The 17,358-nt window shown below is 67.4% G+C and carries 18 protein-coding genes; 13 read left to right on the plus strand and 5 right to left on the minus strand.

What is annotated here, in order from left to right; all coding sequences use genetic code 11:
- Positions 1-32: 32 nt before the first annotated feature.
- The 4 genes from DPV79_RS36850 to DPV79_RS36865 all read left to right on the plus strand — a co-directional run bounded on the left by DPV79_RS36850 (position 33) and on the right by DPV79_RS36865 (position 3,147).
- Positions 33-569 carry a methylamine dehydrogenase light chain gene (locus tag DPV79_RS36850; protein WP_021161464.1) on the plus strand — a complete coding sequence of 179 codons (537 nt, stop codon included), beginning with the start codon at positions 33-35 and terminating at the stop codon, positions 567-569.
- Positions 566-1,066: a c-type cytochrome gene (locus tag DPV79_RS36855; RefSeq protein WP_059494882.1), complete on the plus strand. Its 501-nt coding sequence runs from the start codon at positions 566-568 to the stop codon at positions 1,064-1,066. The genes DPV79_RS36850 and DPV79_RS36855 overlap by 4 nt, the downstream gene beginning before the upstream one ends.
- 101 nt (positions 1,067-1,167) lie before the next feature.
- Positions 1,168-1,608 (plus strand): c-type cytochrome, encoded by a 441-nt coding sequence (locus DPV79_RS36860; protein WP_230971970.1) that lies wholly within the window; start codon positions 1,168-1,170, stop codon positions 1,606-1,608.
- A 33-nt stretch (positions 1,609-1,641) separates the two neighbouring features.
- Positions 1,642-3,147, plus strand: coding sequence for an aldehyde dehydrogenase family protein (locus DPV79_RS36865; protein WP_113047734.1), 1,506 nt, complete (start codon positions 1,642-1,644; stop codon positions 3,145-3,147).
- Positions 3,148-3,394: 247 nt separating this feature from the next.
- On the opposite strand, the gene DPV79_RS36870 is transcribed toward DPV79_RS36865, so the two are convergent.
- The gene (locus DPV79_RS36870) at positions 3,395-3,838 is read right to left on the minus strand and encodes a DMT family transporter (protein WP_059489488.1); all 444 of its coding nucleotides are present in this window, start codon (positions 3,836-3,838) and stop codon (positions 3,395-3,397) included.
- Between the two features lie 121 nt (positions 3,839-3,959).
- Between DPV79_RS36870 and DPV79_RS36875 the strand changes: the two genes are divergently transcribed.
- Positions 3,960-4,859, plus strand: coding sequence for a LysR family transcriptional regulator (locus DPV79_RS36875; RefSeq protein WP_113047735.1), 900 nt, complete (start codon positions 3,960-3,962; stop codon positions 4,857-4,859).
- A gap of 85 nt (positions 4,860-4,944) precedes the next feature.
- On the opposite strand, the gene DPV79_RS36880 is transcribed toward DPV79_RS36875, so the two are convergent.
- The gene (locus DPV79_RS36880; protein ID WP_021161457.1) at positions 4,945-6,528 is read right to left on the minus strand and encodes an isocitrate lyase; all 1,584 of its coding nucleotides are present in this window, start codon (positions 6,526-6,528) and stop codon (positions 4,945-4,947) included.
- A 611-nt stretch (positions 6,529-7,139) separates the two neighbouring features.
- Between DPV79_RS36880 and DPV79_RS36885 the strand changes: the two genes are divergently transcribed.
- The 6 genes from DPV79_RS36885 to DPV79_RS36910 all read left to right on the plus strand — a co-directional run bounded on the left by DPV79_RS36885 (position 7,140) and on the right by DPV79_RS36910 (position 12,874).
- Positions 7,140-8,093: a choline ABC transporter substrate-binding protein gene (locus tag DPV79_RS36885; RefSeq protein ID WP_113047736.1), complete on the plus strand. Its 954-nt coding sequence runs from the start codon at positions 7,140-7,142 to the stop codon at positions 8,091-8,093.
- Positions 8,094-8,172: 79 nt separating this feature from the next.
- Positions 8,173-9,102, plus strand: a complete 930-nt coding sequence (cdhC, locus tag DPV79_RS36890) for a 3-dehydrocarnitine:acetyl-CoA trimethylamine transferase CdhC (protein WP_021161454.1) — start codon at positions 8,173-8,175, stop codon at positions 9,100-9,102.
- An 87-nt stretch (positions 9,103-9,189) separates the two neighbouring features.
- A complete protein-coding gene (locus DPV79_RS36895; protein ID WP_113047737.1) occupies positions 9,190-10,155 on the plus strand; it encodes an L-carnitine dehydrogenase in 966 nt (321 codons plus the stop codon).
- 21 nt (positions 10,156-10,176) lie between these two features.
- Positions 10,177-10,665 carry a thioesterase family protein gene (locus DPV79_RS36900; protein WP_060218095.1) on the plus strand — a complete coding sequence of 163 codons (489 nt, stop codon included), beginning with the start codon at positions 10,177-10,179 and terminating at the stop codon, positions 10,663-10,665.
- Positions 10,666-10,698: 33 nt separating this feature from the next.
- Entirely contained in the window at positions 10,699-11,655 is a 957-nt protein-coding gene (locus DPV79_RS36905) for an alpha/beta hydrolase (RefSeq protein WP_113047738.1), read from the plus strand.
- Positions 11,656-11,677: 22 nt separating this feature from the next.
- Positions 11,678-12,874: a TauD/TfdA family dioxygenase gene (locus DPV79_RS36910; protein ID WP_113047739.1), complete on the plus strand. Its 1,197-nt coding sequence runs from the start codon at positions 11,678-11,680 to the stop codon at positions 12,872-12,874.
- 200 nt (positions 12,875-13,074) lie between these two features.
- On the opposite strand, the gene DPV79_RS36915 is transcribed toward DPV79_RS36910, so the two are convergent.
- From DPV79_RS36915 to DPV79_RS36925, 3 genes are all read right to left on the minus strand, one after another.
- Positions 13,075-13,374 carry a DUF4148 domain-containing protein gene (locus DPV79_RS36915; RefSeq protein ID WP_021161448.1) on the minus strand — a complete coding sequence of 100 codons (300 nt, stop codon included), beginning with the start codon at positions 13,372-13,374 and terminating at the stop codon, positions 13,075-13,077.
- A gap of 214 nt (positions 13,375-13,588) precedes the next feature.
- Positions 13,589-14,575, minus strand: coding sequence for an oxidoreductase (locus DPV79_RS36920; RefSeq protein WP_059552756.1), 987 nt, complete (start codon positions 14,573-14,575; stop codon positions 13,589-13,591).
- A gap of 167 nt (positions 14,576-14,742) precedes the next feature.
- Positions 14,743-15,033, minus strand: coding sequence for a DUF3331 domain-containing protein (locus DPV79_RS36925; RefSeq protein ID WP_021161446.1), 291 nt, complete (start codon positions 15,031-15,033; stop codon positions 14,743-14,745).
- 664 nt (positions 15,034-15,697) lie between these two features.
- On the opposite strand from DPV79_RS36925, the gene DPV79_RS36930 reads away from it, so the two are divergent.
- Positions 15,698-16,462: an SDR family oxidoreductase gene (locus DPV79_RS36930; RefSeq protein ID WP_060050254.1), complete on the plus strand. Its 765-nt coding sequence runs from the start codon at positions 15,698-15,700 to the stop codon at positions 16,460-16,462.
- Between the two features lie 43 nt (positions 16,463-16,505).
- Positions 16,506-17,348 carry an ureidoglycolate lyase gene (locus DPV79_RS36935; RefSeq protein WP_027789693.1) on the plus strand — a complete coding sequence of 281 codons (843 nt, stop codon included), beginning with the start codon at positions 16,506-16,508 and terminating at the stop codon, positions 17,346-17,348.
- Positions 17,349-17,358 lie beyond the last annotated feature (10 nt).

Genomic DNA, 17,358 nt, shown 5'->3' on the forward strand with positions numbered 1-17,358 from the left:
ACCCTCTTTCAACGTCAAGGGAGAACAACGACATGGGCCTGTTTGATTCATGGTTCGAGCGGTCGGCGCGCGGCGTCGCGCAGCACAGTTCGCGGCGCAGTGCGATGGCGAAGCTCGGCAAGGTGCTGGTGGGATCGGCGATGCTGCCGCTGCTGCCCGTCGATCGCACCGCGTATGCGGCCGATGCGGCGTCGGGCGCATCCGGTGCCGCCGCCTCGGGGGCGAGCGACGACCCGATGAGCTGCGACTACTGGAAATACTGCGCGATCGACGGCTGGCTGTGCAGTTGCTGCGGCGGCACGTCGAGCAGTTGCCCGCCGGGCACGACGCCTTCGCCGATCACGTGGATCGGCACCTGCCGCAATCCGCACGATGGTTCGGACTACATCGTGTCGTACAACGACTGCTGCGGCAAGACGTCGTGCGGCAAGTGCTTCTGCAACCGCAACGAGCGCGAGAAGCCGCTGTACAAGCTGTCGTTGAACAACGACATCAACTGGTGCATGGCGAACGGCAATTCGAATTACCACTGTTCGGTTTCGGTTCTGTTGGGGGCGGCGAAGCAATGAAAGTGACGCAAGCAGGAAAGATCGCAGTCGCGTGCATGACGGCCGTGGCAGCCTTCGCGTTGCCAGGCGCCGCCGGCGCGCAGGAAGCCGTGCATTACCCGGCCGGCAAGAGCCTGTTCGACGCGCAGTGCGCGGTCTGCCACCAGGCGGGCGGGAAAGGGCAGGACGGCCTCGCGCCGCCGCTGACCGAGTATCCGGGCAAGTATGCGACGGCTGAGGCGGGGCGTGCGCAGCTGGTCGCGACACTGCTGCACGGGATGTTCGGCGAGATCAAGGTGCACGACAAGAGCTACAACTTCAAGATGCCGTCGTTTGCGAGCGCCAGCGACGACGATATCGCGCACGTGCTCAACTACGTCGTGTTCGATCTCAACGCGCAGCACGGCGATGCGAAGCCGTTCACGGCGGCCGACATCCGCGCGGCGCGCGCGAAGGCGATGGACGGCACGGCTGTTCACGCGCAACGCGACGTCGTCATCAAGGGGCTCGGCCTGTGAAGGTTGCCCGTGCATCCCGCGTTTGCGACGTCGCGCCGCGCGCGCGATGCGCGGCGGCATCGTGGCTCGGCCACCTGTCGCGCCGCCTGTCGTCGCTGCTGATGCTTGCCGGGGCGGTCGTCGGCCTGACCGTGTCACCCGCGCATGCGGAAGGCGCGGCCGACGCGGCGCTCGCGCGGCAGCACTGGGTGCTCAACTGCATGGGCTGCCACACGGCCACGGGCGGCGGTATCGCCGGCAAGGTGCCGCCGCTCGCGAACTCGCTCGGCTATTTCACGCATCTGCCGGCCGGGCGCGAGTACGTGATGCGCGTGCCCGGCGCGTCGAACTCGGCCCTGTCGGACCAGGACCTGGCCGACGTGCTCAACTGGGTACTCACGACCATGAACCGCGACGCGCTGCCGCGCGACTTCAAGCCCTATACGGCCGCCGAAGTCGCCGCGCACCGCCGTCCTGCCTATTCCGACGTCGCGACCGTGCGCGCCGGCCTCGTTCGCGCGTTGCAGGCACGCGGGGTCGACGGCGTCGTCGATCGCTACTGACCGACCGATTCAGGAAATCGAGGAAGAACGAAGATGGAGACGAACCAGAACTTTCCGCTGCTCGACGCCACACGCGCGTTTCTCGCGAAGCCGAAGAAGATGCTGATCGGCGCCGAGTGGACCGACGCTGCGTCGGGCCGCCGGCTCGACGTCGTGAATCCGGCCGACGGCACCGTGCTCGCGCGCGTGCCCGAGGCGGACGAGCACGACGTGCAACAGGCCGTCGCGGCCGCGCGGCGCGCATTCGATGCGGGGCCGTGGCGCACCGCGAAGACCACCGACCGCGAGCGTCTGCTGCTGGCGCTCGCCGACCTGATCGACGCGAATGCGCGCGAGCTGGCCGAGATCGAGTCGCTCGACAACGGCAAGCCCGTGATGGTGGCGCAGGGTCTCGATGTCGCGATGGCCGCGCAGTGCTTCCGCTACATGGCCGGCTGGGCGACGAAGATCGAAGGCAGCGTGATCGACGCGGGCATGCCGTACATGCCCGACAGCGAGATCTTCACCTACACGCGCAAGGAACCGGTCGGTGTGGTCGGCGCGATCATTCCGTGGAATTTCCCGTTGCTGATGGCGGCGTGGAAGCTCGCGCCCGCGCTGGCCACGGGCTGCACCGTGGTGTTGAAACCCGCGGAAGATACGCCGCTGAGTGCGTTGCGCCTCGGCGAGCTGATCCAGGCGGCCGGTTTCCCGGACGGCGTCGTCAATATCGTCACCGGCTACGGTCATACGGCCGGCGCCGCGCTGTCGCGCGATCCGCGCATCGACAAGATCGCGTTCACGGGCTCGACGCAGACGGGCAAGACGATCGGCCACGCGGCGCTCGACAACATGACGCGGATGTCGCTGGAACTCGGCGGAAAGTCGCCGGTGATCGTGCTGCCCGACGTCGATCCGGACAAGGCCGCGCTCGGTGTGGCGAACGCGATCTTCTTCAACCAGGGGCAGGTGTGCACGGCCGGGTCGCGCGCGTACATCCACGCGAAGGTGTTCGACGACGTGATCGGGCGCGTCGCGAAGATCGCCGCGAGCCTGAAGATCGGCCCGGGGATGGATCCGTCGACGCAGATCGGCCCGCTCGTCTCGGCGAAGCAGCGCGAGCGCGTGTGCGGCTATATCGATTCGGGATTCGGCGAGGGCGCGCGCGCCGCGGCGGGCGGCCGCGCGATCGACGGCCCGGGCTTCTTCGTCGAGCCGACCGTGCTGGTCGATACGACGCAGGCGATGCGCGTCGTGCGCGAGGAGATCTTCGGGCCGGTGCTCGTCGCGATGCCGTTCGACGACGTCGACGCGGCCGTGCAGCTCGCCAACGACACGCCATACGGCCTCGGCGCGAGCATCTGGTCGAACGACCTTTCCGCGATTCACAAGCTGATCCCGCGCATCGCCGCGGGCACGGTGTGGGTCAACTGCCACTCGCTGCTCGACAACGCGATGCCGTTCGGCGGGATGAAGCAGTCGGGTTTCGGCCGCGAACTCGGTCGCGCGGTGATCGACCAGTACACGGAAAGCAAGTCGGTGATGATGAACTACGCATGAGCGTAACGACGGGTGCGTGCGTCGCCGCCACGTCGGCCGCGCACGCATGCCGCAGGCGGGCACATCCGGATCGCGGCAACGCGGCCGGGCGCCGATCCCGTTCGGCGCAGGCGCGCTCGAACTGAAGCATCCGCTCGATGCGGCACCTGGCGGTGCGCAAGGCCAGCCGGCCGGGTCGGAGCACGACGAAGCACGACATCCCATCGCACGCGCGAACGCAACGAATGTCGCGAACGCCACGAACGCGTCACGCACGAACCAGCACCACGCCGAGAATGAGGCACGCCGCACCGGCCAGGCGGATCGGGCTGGCCGAATGCTGCTGGATGCCGAGCACACCGAAATGATCGAACACGAGCGCGCCGGTCATCTGCCCGACGACGATCAGTGCAAGCGTCGTCGCGGCGCCCAGTCGCGGCACCATCAGGATCGCGATGCCGACGAACACCGCGCCGAAGAATCCGCCGGTCCAGCTGAACCACGATCCCGCCTCGGCGACGGTGCCGCTCAGGCGAGGGTGCGGGGACAGGAGCGCGACGGCGAGCATCGCGGCCAGGCCGACGAGGTAGCTGACCGACCCGGCCCACCACGGCGAGCCGAGCTGCGCGCGGAGGTTGGCGTTGAGCACCTGCTGCAACGCCACGCTGATGCCGGCGGCGACGGCCAGCAGATACGACAGGAGAGTAGTCACGAAGAGGGCAGCTCCGACGATGTGGCCGCGACGGCGGTTCCGGCACGACAGGCTTCCATTCTGGGAAGCGCGACGGTATAACGCAAATATCAAATCTGGCGCTTGTCCATCTCGTTTCGGCATGCCTTCCCTGAGACAAATTCAGTACTTCCTGACCGTGGCCGATCTCGGCGGCTTCACGCCGGCCGCGAGCGCGCTCCACGTCGCGCAGTCGGCGCTGAGCCGGCAGATCGGTCAACTGGAAGACGAACTGGGGTTCCCGCTGTTCGACCGGGAGCCGAGGGGCGTGCGGCTCACGCCGGCCGGCGCGATCTATCGCGATCGCGTCGCGTCGATTCCGGCGACGCTGGCTGCCGCGGCCGAGGAGGGCGCACGGTTGTCGCGCGGTGAAGCCGGTGTATTGCGGCTCCTGCATTCGAGTACCGTTCCCGTCGGCAGCCTGATGCCCGTGCTCGAGCGTTTCATGGGCGCATGCCCGGGTGCGCGGATCGACCTCGACCGCGCGTCGTCCGAGGATCAGGTGCTGGAGATCGCGAACGGCAACGCCGATATCGGGATCGTCCGTGTGCCGGTGCTGCGCCGCGATCCTCGCGTGCGTTTCGTCGAGCTCGCGGCCGAGCGCTTGTGCGTGGCGGTGCCGGCCGATCACCCGCTGGCGGGCCGCCGGCGCACCGCGATCTCGCGGCTGCGGCACGAGCCGTTCGTGTCGGCCGTGCATCGGGAGCGGGGCGGGCTGGCGCGCGTCGTGATCGACCTTTGCCTGAAACGGGGATTCGTGCCCGCGACCGCCCGGATCGTGTCGCCGAAGACGTCGATGCTGAATCTCGTCGCGGCCGGGCAGGGCGTGGCGATCGTGCCGGAGCGGATGGCGAGCCTCGGTATCGACGGAGTCGTTTTCGTGCCGATCTCGGATGACGACGCAAAATCCGCGTGCTCGCTGGTGCTGCCGGTCGAGCCGACGGTGCTGGCGGACGCGTTCGTGCGCGTGATCGCAGCGGAAAGCGCACGGCACGATGCCTGAAGGGCACCCCGTGCGTCATCCCGCCGGATAAAAAAAACGCCAACCCGTCGAACGGGCTGGCGTCGTGCTTCCGGTATGGCGACGATCAGAACTGGTTCATCGTGTTGTCCTTGCCTGCCGCCTTCAGCGCTGCTTCGCCGCTGAAGTATTCCTTGTGGTCGTCGCCGATGTCCGAGCCGGACATGTTCTGGTGCTTCACGCAGGCGATGCCCTGACGGATTTCCTTGCGCTGCACGCCGGCCACGTAGCCCAGCATGCCCTGGTCGCCGAAGTATTCCTTGGCCAGGTTGTCGGTCGACAGCGCGGCGGTGTGGTACGTCGGCAGCGTGATCAGGTGGTGGAAGATACCTGCTTCGCGCGATGCGTCCGCCTGGAACGTGCGGATCTTCTCATCGGCCAGCGTGGCCAGTTCCGTCTCGTCGTACTCCACGCTCATCAGCTGCGCACGGTCGTATGCCGACACGTCCTTGCCTGCTGCCTTCATCGCGTCATACGCCTGCTGGCGGAAGTTCAGCGTCCAGTTGAACGACGGGCTGTTGTTGTACACCAGCTTCGCGTTCGGGATGACCTTGCGGATCTCGCTGACCATGCCGCCGATCTGCGCGATATGCGGTTTTTCGGTTTCGATCCACAGCAGGTCGGCGCCGTTCTGCAGCGACGTGATGCAGTCGAGCACGCAGCGCGCTTCGCCCGTGCCGGCGCGGAACTGGAACAGGTTGCTCGGCAGGCGCTTCGGACGCAGCAGCTTGCCGTCGCGCTTGATGACCACGTCACCGTTGCCCAGCTGGTCGGCCGACAGTTCTTCGCAGTCGAGGAACGCGTTGTACTGGTCGCCCAGGTCGCCCGGCGTGTTGGTCACGGCGATCTGCTTGGTCAGGCCGGCGCCCAGCGAGTCGGTACGGGCCACGATGATGCCGTCGTCCACGCCCAGTTCGAGGAACGCGTAGCGGATCGCGCGGATCTTCGCCAGGAAGTCCTCGTGCGGCACGGTGACCTTGCCGTCCTGGTGGCCGCACTGCTTCTCGTCGGACACCTGGTTTTCGATCTGGATGCAGCATGCGCCCGCTTCGATGAACTGCTTGGCCAGCAGGTACGTGGCTTCCGCGTTGCCGAAACCGGCGTCGATGTCGGCGATGATCGGCACGACGTGCGTGACGTGGTTGTCGATCTTGTCCTGGATCGCGGCCTTCGCGGCAGCGTCCTTGGCGGCATCGAGTTCGCGGAACAGGCCGCCCAGTTCACGCGCGTCGGCCTGGCGCAGGAACGTGTAGAGCTCGCGAATCAGCGCGCTGACCGAGGTCTTTTCGTGCATCGACTGGTCCGGCAGCGGGCCGAACTCGGAGCGCAGCGCGGCGACCATCCAGCCGGACAGGTACAGGTAGCGGCGTTCGGTGCTGTTGAAGTGCTTCTTGATGGAGATCATCTTCTGCTGGCCGATGAAACCGTGCCAGCAACCCAGCGACTGCGTGTACTTGGACGGGTCGGCGTCGTAGGCGGCCATGTCGGCGCGCATGATCTTCGCGGTGTACTTGGCGATGTCCAGGCCCGTCTTGAACTTGTTCTGGGCACGCATGCGGGCGGCGTACTCGGGGCTGATCGCATTCCACGCGCTGCCGTGGTTTTCCTTCAAACCGGCAACTGCCTTGATGTCGTCTTGATACTGGGCCATGTCAATCTCCTGGGAGCAAAGCGCGTTTGAGTAACTGGTTGAGCGTGCCCGCCACGTCTGTCGCAGCGAACTGCATGGGATAAATAGTAACGCCGCCCGTTGAGCTTTTGGTGATGTCTTATATAAGACATAAGACATTATTTTTTGTTGTTTTTCAACGGGTTACGTTGCTGTTTTTGCGATGCAAAACAAGTTTTCAAGCGGCGAAAACGCGGCGGGGCGGGAAATCGGTGCGGATTCCGCAATACGAAACGCGCTTTCGGCTGCTGGAGGCCGGGCCAGCTTCACATGCGTCCATGACACCCGTTCGTCGGTGCGGCGTGCGCGTGCCGGGCCAGAAGCCGCACCGGCGTTCCGTTTCGTCCCGGCGGAACCCCAGGCATCGCGCCGCACGTGGACAAACTGAATTCCCCCGCAATACGCGCAAGAACCCCGTCCAACAAGCCTCCCAAGAAACCTAGTGGTTTCCACTCATAGTCGCAAACAGTCAAGAACAGGTCGCCGCCGGTCTTCTCGCGACCAATATGGCTCGTTACTTTTACTCCCACGATGCAGGTCGGCGCACACCCCGCGCACCGGCTGCCACGAGTCCAACAGGGAGGAACCGAACCATGAAGTCGACGAAGATTGCCGCGCTTGCCGCGGCCGTGCTGGCGACCGGCGCGTTCACGCATGCGGCATGGGCCGAAACGGAGGCCGCGACCTGCCGCACCGTGCGTTTCGCGGATATCGGCTGGACCGACATCACGTCGACCACGGCGCTCGCGTCGACCGTGTTCGAGGCGCTCGGCTACAAGCCGACCACGACGATCGCGTCGGTGCCGATCTCGTTCGCCGGCCTGAAGAGCAAGCAGCTCGACGTGTCGCTCGGCTACTGGTGGCCCGTGCAGCAGAAGCAGCTCCAGCCGTTCCTCGACAGCAAGTCGATCAACGTCGTCGAACCGCCGAACCTGTCCGGCGCGAAGGCGACGCTCGCGGTGCCGAGCTACGAATACCAGGCCGGCCTGAAAACCTTCGAGGACATCGCAAAGCACCGTGCTGAACTCGACGGCAAGATCTACGGGATCGAGCCGGGCAGCAGCGCGAACGCGACGATCCAGAAGATGATCGACACGAACCAGTACGGGCTCGGCGGCTTCAAGCTCGTCGAATCGAGCGAGGCCGGGATGCTGGTGACGGTCGAGCGCGCGATCCGCGAGAAGAAGTGGGTCGTGTTCCTCGGGTGGGAACCGCATCCAATGAACATCCAGCTGAGCATGAACTACCTGTCCGGCGGCGACGCGTCGTTCGGCCCGAACTACGGCGAAGCGCGCGTGTACACGCTGACGGCGCCCGACTTCATCGCGCGCTGCCCGAACGCGGGCAAGTTCGTCACGAACCTGCGCTTCTCGACGCAGCTCGAGAACCAGCTGATGCAGTCGGTGATGAACAAGACGAAGCCGGCCGACGCCGCGAAGGCGTACCTGAAGAAGAACCCGCAGGTGCTCGATCCGTGGCTCGCGGGCGTCAAGACGTTCGACGGCAAGGACGGGCTGCCGGCCGTGAAGGCGTATCTCGGCCTGTGACGGCCCGCGCGCCGCCCGCGGCGCGCCCTGACGAAACACCCGCAATGCGACACAACCCGAGTCAAGCGAGGCAACCAGCATGAACCATGAAGTCATCATCACCTGCGCCGTCACCGGCGCGGGCGATACGGTCGGCAAGCATCCGGCGATTCCGGTCACGCCGAAGGAGATCGCGGCCGCCGCGATCGAGGCCGCGAAGGCCGGCGCGACCGTTGCGCACTGCCACGTGCGCGATCCGCAGACGGGGCGCGGCAGCCGCGACCCGAACCTGTACCGCGAAGTGGTCGACCGCATCCGCTCGGCCGACGTCGACGTGATCATCAACCTGACGGCCGGCATGGGCGGCGATCTCGAGATCGGCCCGGGCGAGGACCCGATGCGCTTCGGCAAGGGCACCGACCTGGTCGGCGGCCTCACGCGCCTCGCGCATGTCGAGGAGCTGCTGCCTGAAATCTGCACGCTCGACTGCGGCACGCTGAATTTCGGCGACGGCGACTACATCTACGTGTCGACACCCGCGCAACTGCGCGCCGGCGCGAAGCGCATCCAGGAACTCGGCGTGAAGCCGGAGCTGGAAATCTTCGACACGGGCCATCTGTGGTTCGCGAAGCAGTTGCTGAAGGAAGGGCTGCTCGACGATCCGCCGCTGTTCCAGCTGTGCCTCGGCATTCCATGGGGCGCGCCGGCCGATACGGGCACGATGAAGGCGATGGTCGACAACCTGCCGCCGGGTGCGCACTGGGCGGGCTTCGGGATCGGCCGCATGCAGATGCCGATGGTCGCGCAGGCGATGCTGCTCGGCGGCCACGTGCGCGTCGGCCTCGAAGACAACATCTGGCTCGATCGCGGCGTGCATGCGACCAACGGCACGCTCGTCGAGCGCGCGAGAGAGATCGTCGAACGGCTCGGCGCCCGGGTGCTGACGCCGGCCGAAGGCCGCCGCAAGCTCGGCTTGCCCGCACGGGGCGAGCGTCCGCTCGAACGCCGAGCGGTCGCCGAGTTCGCGTGAGCGGTTGCGCCGACTGACCGACATGACGCGGCGGCACGCCCAGCGCGGCCGCCCACCGATTTCCCCTGATTTGAAGGATGCGTTGACATGGCTGTGAAGACCGACATCAAGACGTTCGCCGCCATCGGCACCGGCGTGATCGGCAGCGGATGGATTTCCCGCGCGCTCGCGCACGGTCTCGACGTGGTCGTCTGGGACCCCGCGCCGGGCGCGGAGGAGCGGCTGCGCGCGAACGTCGCGAACGCGTGGCCCGCGCTCGAGCGCGTCGGCCTCGCGCCCGGCGCCGATCCCGCGCGGCTGCGTTTCGTGGAGACGATCGAAGCATGCGTCGCCGATGCCGATTTCATCCAGGAAAGCGCGCCCGAGCGCGAGGCGCTGAAGCTCGAACTGCATGAGCAGATCAGCCTTGCGGCGAAACCCGACGCGATCATCGCGTCGTCGACGTCGGGCCTGCTGCCGACGGATTTCTACGCGCGGGCGACGCATCCGGAGCGCTGCGTGGTCGGCCACCCGTTCAATCCCGTCTACCTGTTGCCGCTCGTCGAGGTGCTCGGCGGCGCGCGCACGTCGCCGGAAGCGGTCGAAGGTGCGATGGAGATCTATCGCAAGCTCGGCATGCGGCCGCTGCACGTGCGCAAGGAAGTGCCGGGCTTCATCGCGGACCGGCTGCTCGAGGCGTTGTGGCGCGAGGCGCTGCACCTCGTCAACGAGGGCGTCGCGACGACCGGCGAGATCGACGACGCGATCCGCTTCGGCGCGGGCATCCGCTGGTCGTTCATGGGCACCTTCCTGACCTACACGCTCGCCGGCGGCGACGCGGGCATGCGACACTTCATGCAGCAGTTCGGCCCCGCGCTCGAACTGCCGTGGACGAAGCTGGTCGCGCCCACGCTCACCGATGCGCTGATCGACAGCGTCGTCGAAGGCACGACCGAACAGCAGGGCACGCGCAGCATCAAGGAACTCGAACGCTATCGCGACGAGTGCATCACCGAGGTGCTGAAGTCGATCGCCGCGGTGAAGGCGCGGCACGGGATGCGATTCGAGGACTAAAGCACTAAAGGACTGAAGGCGATGACCGGCGATACCCCGCTGACGATATACCGCGACGTGGTGCGGCCCGAATGGGTCGACTACAACGGCCACCTGCGCGATGCGTTCTACCTGCTGATCTTCAGCTTCGCGACCGATGCGCTGCTGGATCGCATCGGCCTCGACGACGCCGCGCGCCGCGAGCGGGGCCGCTCGGTCTACACGCTCGAAGCGCACGTGAACTACCTGCACGAGATCAAGGAGGGCACGCAGGTGCGTGTCGATGCGCGCGTGCTGGCGCATGACGCGAAGCGGCTGCACCTGTATCTCGAGCTGTTCGCGGACGGGCATGACGACGCGGTATCGGCGAGCGAGCAGATGCTGCTGCACGTCGATACGCGCGACGGCGCGAAATCGGCGCCGTTCGACGACGACGTGGCCGCACGCGTGGCCGGGCTGCATGCGTTGCAGCGCGATTGCGCGGCACCCGCGCATGCGGGCCGCGTGATCGCGCTGCCGCCGCGCCGATAGCGGGCGCGAACCTTCAAGCGCGGAGCGCACACGATGCTCGAACCGGAAATCGCGGCGTTCGTCGCTGCCGTCGACGCGTGGTATCCGGCCGGCGCGGCCGAACGCGCGCCCGCCGAGCAGCGCCGCCTCTACGACCGCTTCGCGGCCGAATGGACGCCGGCCGCGCTGCCGGCCGGCATCGTGCAGCAGGACGCCGTCTGGCAGGCGCCCGACGGCCGCGCGATCGCGCTGCGGCGCTACACGTCCGCGCAGGGTGCGCCGCGCGGCACGGTGCTGTTCTTTCATGGCGGCGGCTTCGTCGTCGGCTCGCTCGACAGTCATGCGCTGATCACCGCGCAACTGGCGGCCGATACGGGGCTCGACGTGATCGCGGTCGACTACCGGCTGGCGCCCGAGCATCGCGCGCCGGCCGCGCTTGAAGATTGCCTGGCCGTCACGCGCGCCGCACGCGACGCGCGCTGGCCGTTCGGGCCGTGCGCGCATCCGCTGACGCTCGCGGGCGACAGCGCGGGCGGCATGCTCGCGGCGGCCGTGGCCACCGCGTTGCGCGATGCGGGCGAAGGCGGTGTCGACGGCCTCGCGCTCGTCTATCCGATGCTCGGGTTCGAACCGCAATCGCCGGCGCGCGAAACGGAAGCGTACGCACCGATGCTGACGCTCGACGATGTCCATCGTTATCGCGCGCTGTACTGGAACGGCGGCCTGTCCGATGCGCTGGGAGACGGCAATCCGCTGTTGCGCGCGTCGGTGCCGCTCGCGGCTGCGCGTTTCGACGGCCTGCCGCCCGTCCTCGCGATCGGCGCCGAACACGATCCGCTGCGCGACGATGCGCGCGTGTACGTCGAACGGATTCGCGCGGCCGGCGGTGCCGCGCACTACTGGATGGGAGAGGGGCTGGTGCACGGCTGCTGGCGCGCGCTCGGAACGAGCCCGCAGGCGGCGCGGATGCACCGGACGGTCGGCGGGTTTCTGCTCGCACCACACGCGTAGCGGGCGTTTCCGGGAGGCAACGATGCAGGCAGCGCAACACCGTATCGAGGACTGGCGGACGTTTTCGGTCGACGCGACCATTGCGGCGGTCGCGATTGGCGACTCAGCGGTGGACGTCGAGTGGAGCGACACGCGACGATCGCCGTTTCATTTCGACTGGCTGCGCGACAACTGCGCGTGCTCCGAATGCGTGCATGCCGTCACGCGTGAACAGGTATTCGAGATCGCCGACGCGCGCGAGGATCTTGCCGCGCGCGCGGTGCACGTCGAAGCCGACGGCGCGCTGCATGTCGAGTGGAACGACGGACATCGCAGCGCGTGGTCGCCGGGATGGTTGCGCGCGCATGCGTACGACGATGCGTCGCGCGCCGAGCGCCAGGCCGCGCACGGGCGGCACGTGTGGGCCGGCGACGATGCGACGGCCATCGGCGTGTTCGCGTGGCGCGACGTGATGGAGGACGACGGCGCATTGCTCGCATGGCTCGCCGCGTTGCAGCGCACCGGGCTGACGCTCGTCGAAGGCGTGCCGGCCGAGCGCGGGCGCGTCGACGAGATCGCGCGCCGCGTCGGCCTGATCCGCGAGAGCAATTTCGGTGTGCTGTTCGACGTCGAATCGAAGCCGCGCCCGGACAGCAATGCGTACACGTCGCTGAACCTGCCGCCGCATACCGATCTGCCGACCCGAGAGTTGCAGCCGGGCGTGCAGTTCCTGCATTGCCTGGCGAACGATGCGACCGGCGGCGACAGCGTGTTCCTCGACGGCTTCGCGCTGGCGGATGCGCTGCGGCGCGAGCATCCGGCCGATTTCGAGCAACTCGCGTCGACGCCGTTCGAGTTCTGGAACAAGAGTGCGAACAGCGACTATCGCTGCTCGGCGCCGGTGATCGGGCTCGATGCGCGCGGCAACGTGACCGAGGTGCGCGTCGCGAACTTCCTGCGCGGGCCGCTCGATGCGCCGGCCGGCTCGGTCGCGGCCGTCTATCGCGCGTACCGGCGGTTTCTCGCGCTTGCGCGCGAGCCGCGCTTTCGTGTGCAGCGCCGGCTGCGGGCGGGCGACATGTGGGCGTTCGACAACCGGCGCGTGCTGCATGCGCGCACCGAGTTCGATCCGTCGACCGGCCGCCGGCATCTGCAGGGCTGCTACGTCGATCGCGACGAATTGCTGTCGCGGTGGCGCGTGCTGTCGCGTTCGGCGCCCGCCGCGGCCGCACCGCACTGACGGGCACGCGCGGCTTCATCCTGCCTGCACACCTGCCGCGCAGGATGAAAAAGCGCCCGGACGCAAGGCGCCCGGGCGAAGCCACCCGCTGCCGGGCGGCGGAGGTATGCGTTTCATAAAAAAGGACGAGCCCCGCAAGGGGGCTCGTCCTGATGTTTCTTCATCGCGCTGCGCGCGGCGCCCGTCGGGGGCGCATCGGCTTACTGGCCGAAGAAGATCGAGTCGCGAGCGTTCGACGACGTTGCGGCCGGGGCGCCCGAGTGGACGGCCGGAGCCGGTTGCGCGCCGTAGCCGCTGGTGTCGGCACCATGAACACGCGCTTCGGCGCTCTGGATGTCGTTCGGGTAGTACGGGCTCGACAGGCCCGGCTTGTAGCCGGCTTGTTCGAGCTGAACCAGTTCGTTCTTCACTTGCGCGCGGGTCACGGTGCTTTGGGCGAATGCGCCGAACGAAGCGGACAGGGCGGCAGCGGCAACGACTGCGGAAACGAGCGATTTCATGATGACCTCCGGTGTTTTATTGAGTTCGCTCTCGACACCATGTCTTAAGCGATTGATCAAATCTTAGTCATCGGAAGGTTCAGGGTAAACGCTGATTTTGACGATAGATTGTTTCCTGGGCAGTAACAGTGGCGCGTCGACTCAGGCTTTCAACGGGCTTTCTTATCGGTTGGTGCAACAAGTATGAAGAATGTTGCGGAGGCCGGCACGCATTTCAGCGCGCCTCGGCCGCCGTGTCGAACGGCCGGCCCGGCGAACGTCCGGCCGGCGCGCCCGAGCTGAGGAAGCGCACGCCCGTCGCGGCTTCCGATGCCTCCCACAGCAACGCCGCCGATCCCACGTCGCGGGCCGCGCGTGGCACGCTCGCGGGCGCCGGCAGCCCGCGCGACTCGAACCAGCCGGACGGCCCGATATACGCGCCGCCCGCGAGATCGGGCGCGGTCGCCGCATGAATCGCGGGCAGCGCCCCCTGGTCGGCCGGCTGCGCGAGATAACGGTTCGCGGCCCGCATCAGCGCCGCACGCGCGGGCGAGCTGTCCATCGCCGGGCCCGCGAACTGCAGGTTGGTTGCCGCGTAGCCCGGGTGCGCGGCCACGCTGATCCCGGCGAACGCCGCGCGCTCGAAACGGCGCTGCAGTTCGATCGCGAACACGAGGTTCGCGAGCTTGCTGTCGCAATAGGCGAGATAACGGTTGTAGCGGCGCTCGGCGCGCAGGTCGTCGACGCGGATCCGGCCGCCGCGGTTGAGGCCGCTCGACATCGTCACGACCCGCGGCCGGCGCGCGGCGCGCAGCGCGGGCAGCAGATGGCCGGTCAGCGCGAAATGGCCGAGGTGGTTGGTGCCGAACTGCATCTCGAAGCCGTCGCGCGTATGGCGCAGCGGCAGGAACATCACGCCGGCGTTGTTGCAGAGGATATCGACGCGGCCATGGCGTTCGGCCACATCGGCGGCGAAGCGTGCGATCGAGGCGAGATCGGCGAGGTCGAGCGCGTCGACTTCGACGCGGGCATCGGGATGGAGCCGGCGGATCGCATCGGCGGCCTGCGCGGCGCGGGCCGCATCGCGGCAGCCCATCACGACGGTCGCGCCTTTCGCGGCCAGCGTTTCCGCGAGTTGCCAGCCGAGCCCGCTGTTGGCACCGGTCACGACCGCGACCTTGCCGCCCTGCGCCGGGACGTGGCGCGCGCTCCATGCATGCATGTCTGCCTCCATCGGCGCGACCGGATGGCCGCGGCACGTAATCGTTACATCGAGTGGTGTAACGATAGTGCGCGTGGTCGTGGCAGACAAGCAGGGGAATTAGACCGGCGCTTCTAGGGCTTGCGCATCGTGAGGCACCGCATGCCGCGATGCGCGGCCGGCAGGATTTACCTGCCGCCGGCCAGCGCGAGCACTTCGGCGGCGGAGATCATCGCGGCCGCGTTCGCGGGCGCCGGGCGTTCGGCCGGGCGGAAGACTTCGTCGCCGCGCTGGATGACCTGGCGCGACAGCGCGCACGTGCCGGTGCGTTGCGCGAAGCGGCGGCGCCAGCGCTGTTCACCGTAGTGACAGCGGCCGGGCTCGACCCAGCGGACGACGAGCAGCGTATCGGAGCGTTCGAGAATTTCGACGTGGACGTCGGCGGGATCGAGCACAGGCAGGGATTTGGAGGCCTTCATTTTGCCGTTTCCTAAAGCTCGTGCGGTTCGGCCGTGGCAGTGGATGTCACTACCCGATGGCGAATCCGTAGCGGTTTCCATGAGTGGTGCGCTAAATGTAAGCGTCTGTGACCGGAAAAAACATCCTGTCTGGCTCAAATTACCTTTTGCCGATTTAGAAACAATCCACGCTTATTTTCTTGGAAAACCACAGACAAAAACGCCCCGGACATGAAGTCCGGGGCGGGAAATCGGCCTGCGCGCCGTGTCTGCTCGCCCAGTCACGGAGCCCATCGCCGGGGGACGGAGGTGCCCGCAGGGATCGAACGCGGGCGGGGAGGCGATGGACCGGTAGCGCAGTCCGGTACGCCATGATGGCGCGCGCATCCCGTTGAGACCCTGACGCGAACATGACTTTTTCGCCAGTTTGGCGCGGCGCTGCGCCGGGCGTGTCTGGATAAACGGCTGGACGGCCCGCCGGTATTGGGTGTGCGCGGATCCCGGGACGGGCGCTCGCGGGCCGTCGAATGCCGGACGCTTGCTCGACCGCCGATTTCCACGCCCGGGTAAATACTGAATTCCGATTTCGTGACAAACGCAAAGTCGGCCCCTATGATTGGTTGGACCTTTAGTCCTTTGTGCCAATCGGCCGACGGGTGGCCGGTTTTTTTCGGGAGAGTCGCTCATGAGATTGCAGGGCAAACGCGCGCTGGTGACGGCGGCCGGGCAGGGTATCGGCCGCGCGACCGCGCTGCGGTTCGCGAGCGAGGGCGCCGATGTGCTGGCGACCGACATCAACGAAGCCGCGCTCGTGCGGCTCGAGGCCGACGCCGAACGCGCGGGCAGCCGGCTGGCCACGCGGCGGCTCGACGTCACCGATGCGCAGGACGTCGCGGCGCTTGCCGCGAACGGGCGCGCGTTCGACGTGCTGTTCAACTGCGCGGGCTATGTCCACCACGGCTCGATCCTCGACTGCGACGACGACGCATGGGCGTTCTCGCTGAACCTGAACGTCACGTCGATGTACCGGCTGATTCGCGCGCTGCTGCCCGCGATGCTCGAAGCGGGCGGCGCGTCGATCATCAACATGGCGTCGGCCGCGTCGAGCGTGAAGGGCGTGCCGAACCGCTTCGTCTACGGCACGACCAAGGCGGCCGTGATCGGCCTGACCAAGGCAGTGGCCGCCGATTTCGTCGAGCGCGGCATCCGCTGCAACGCGATCTGCCCGGGCACGATCGAATCGCCGTCGCTGGAGCAGCGGATCGCCGACCAGGCGCGCATGCGCGACGTGTCGGCCGACGAGGTGCGCCAGGCGTTCGTCGCGCGCCAGCCGATCGGCCGCATCGGCACCGCGGACGAAGTGGCCGCGCTCGCGCTGTACCTCGCGTCCGACGAAGCGTCGTTCACGACTGGCGCGATCCATTTGATCGACGGCGGCTGGTCGAACTGACCGCGCCTTTCTCCGTTCACTTTCCATTTCCGTTCAAGACGACATGAAACTGCTGAGATTTGGCGACAAACACCATGAAAAACCGGGCCTGCTCGATGCGCAAGGCCACATCCGCGACCTGTCGGGCGTGATCGACGATCTCGCCGGCGATGCGCTTGCGCCGGCCTCGCTCGCGCGGTTGCGCGACATTCCGCCGTCGTCGCTGCCGCGGGTCGAAGGCACGCCGCGGCTCGGCGCGTGCGTCGGGCGCGTCGGCAAGTTCATCTGCATCGGGCTCAACTATTCCGACCACGCGGCCGAATCGGGGATGGAAGTGCCGAAGGAGCCCGTCGTGTTCGGCAAGTGGACGAGCGCGATCTCGGGGCCGAACGACGACGTCGAGATTCCGCGCGGCTCGGAGAAGACCGACTGGGAGGTCGAGCTCGGCGTGGTGATCGGCCAGGGCGGTCGTTATATCGCGGAAGCCGACGCGCTGTCGCACGTGGCGGGCTACTGCGTCGTGAACGACGTGTCGGAGCGTGAATTCCAGCTCGAACGCGGCGGCACGTGGGACAAGGGCAAGGGCAACGACACGTTCGGGCCGCTCGGCCCGTGGCTCGTGACGGCCGACGAAGTGCCCGATCCGCATGCGCTGCGGCTGTGGCTCGACGTCGACGGCCATCGCTACCAGAACGGCACGACCGCGACGATGGTGTTCCGCGTGCCGCACCTGATCAGCTACCTGAGCCGCTTCATGAGCCTGCAGCCGGGCGACGTGATCTCGACCGGCACGCCGCCGGGTGTCGGCCTCGGGCAGAAGCCGCCCGTCTATCTGCGCGCCGGGCAGGTGATCACGCTCGGTATCGACGGGCTCGGCGAGCAACGCCAGCGCACCGTGCAGGCCTGATTCCCTTTCG

The organism is Burkholderia reimsis (genome assembly GCF_003294055.1).
In the GTDB taxonomy this organism is placed as follows: domain Bacteria; phylum Pseudomonadota; class Gammaproteobacteria; order Burkholderiales; family Burkholderiaceae; genus Burkholderia; species Burkholderia cepacia.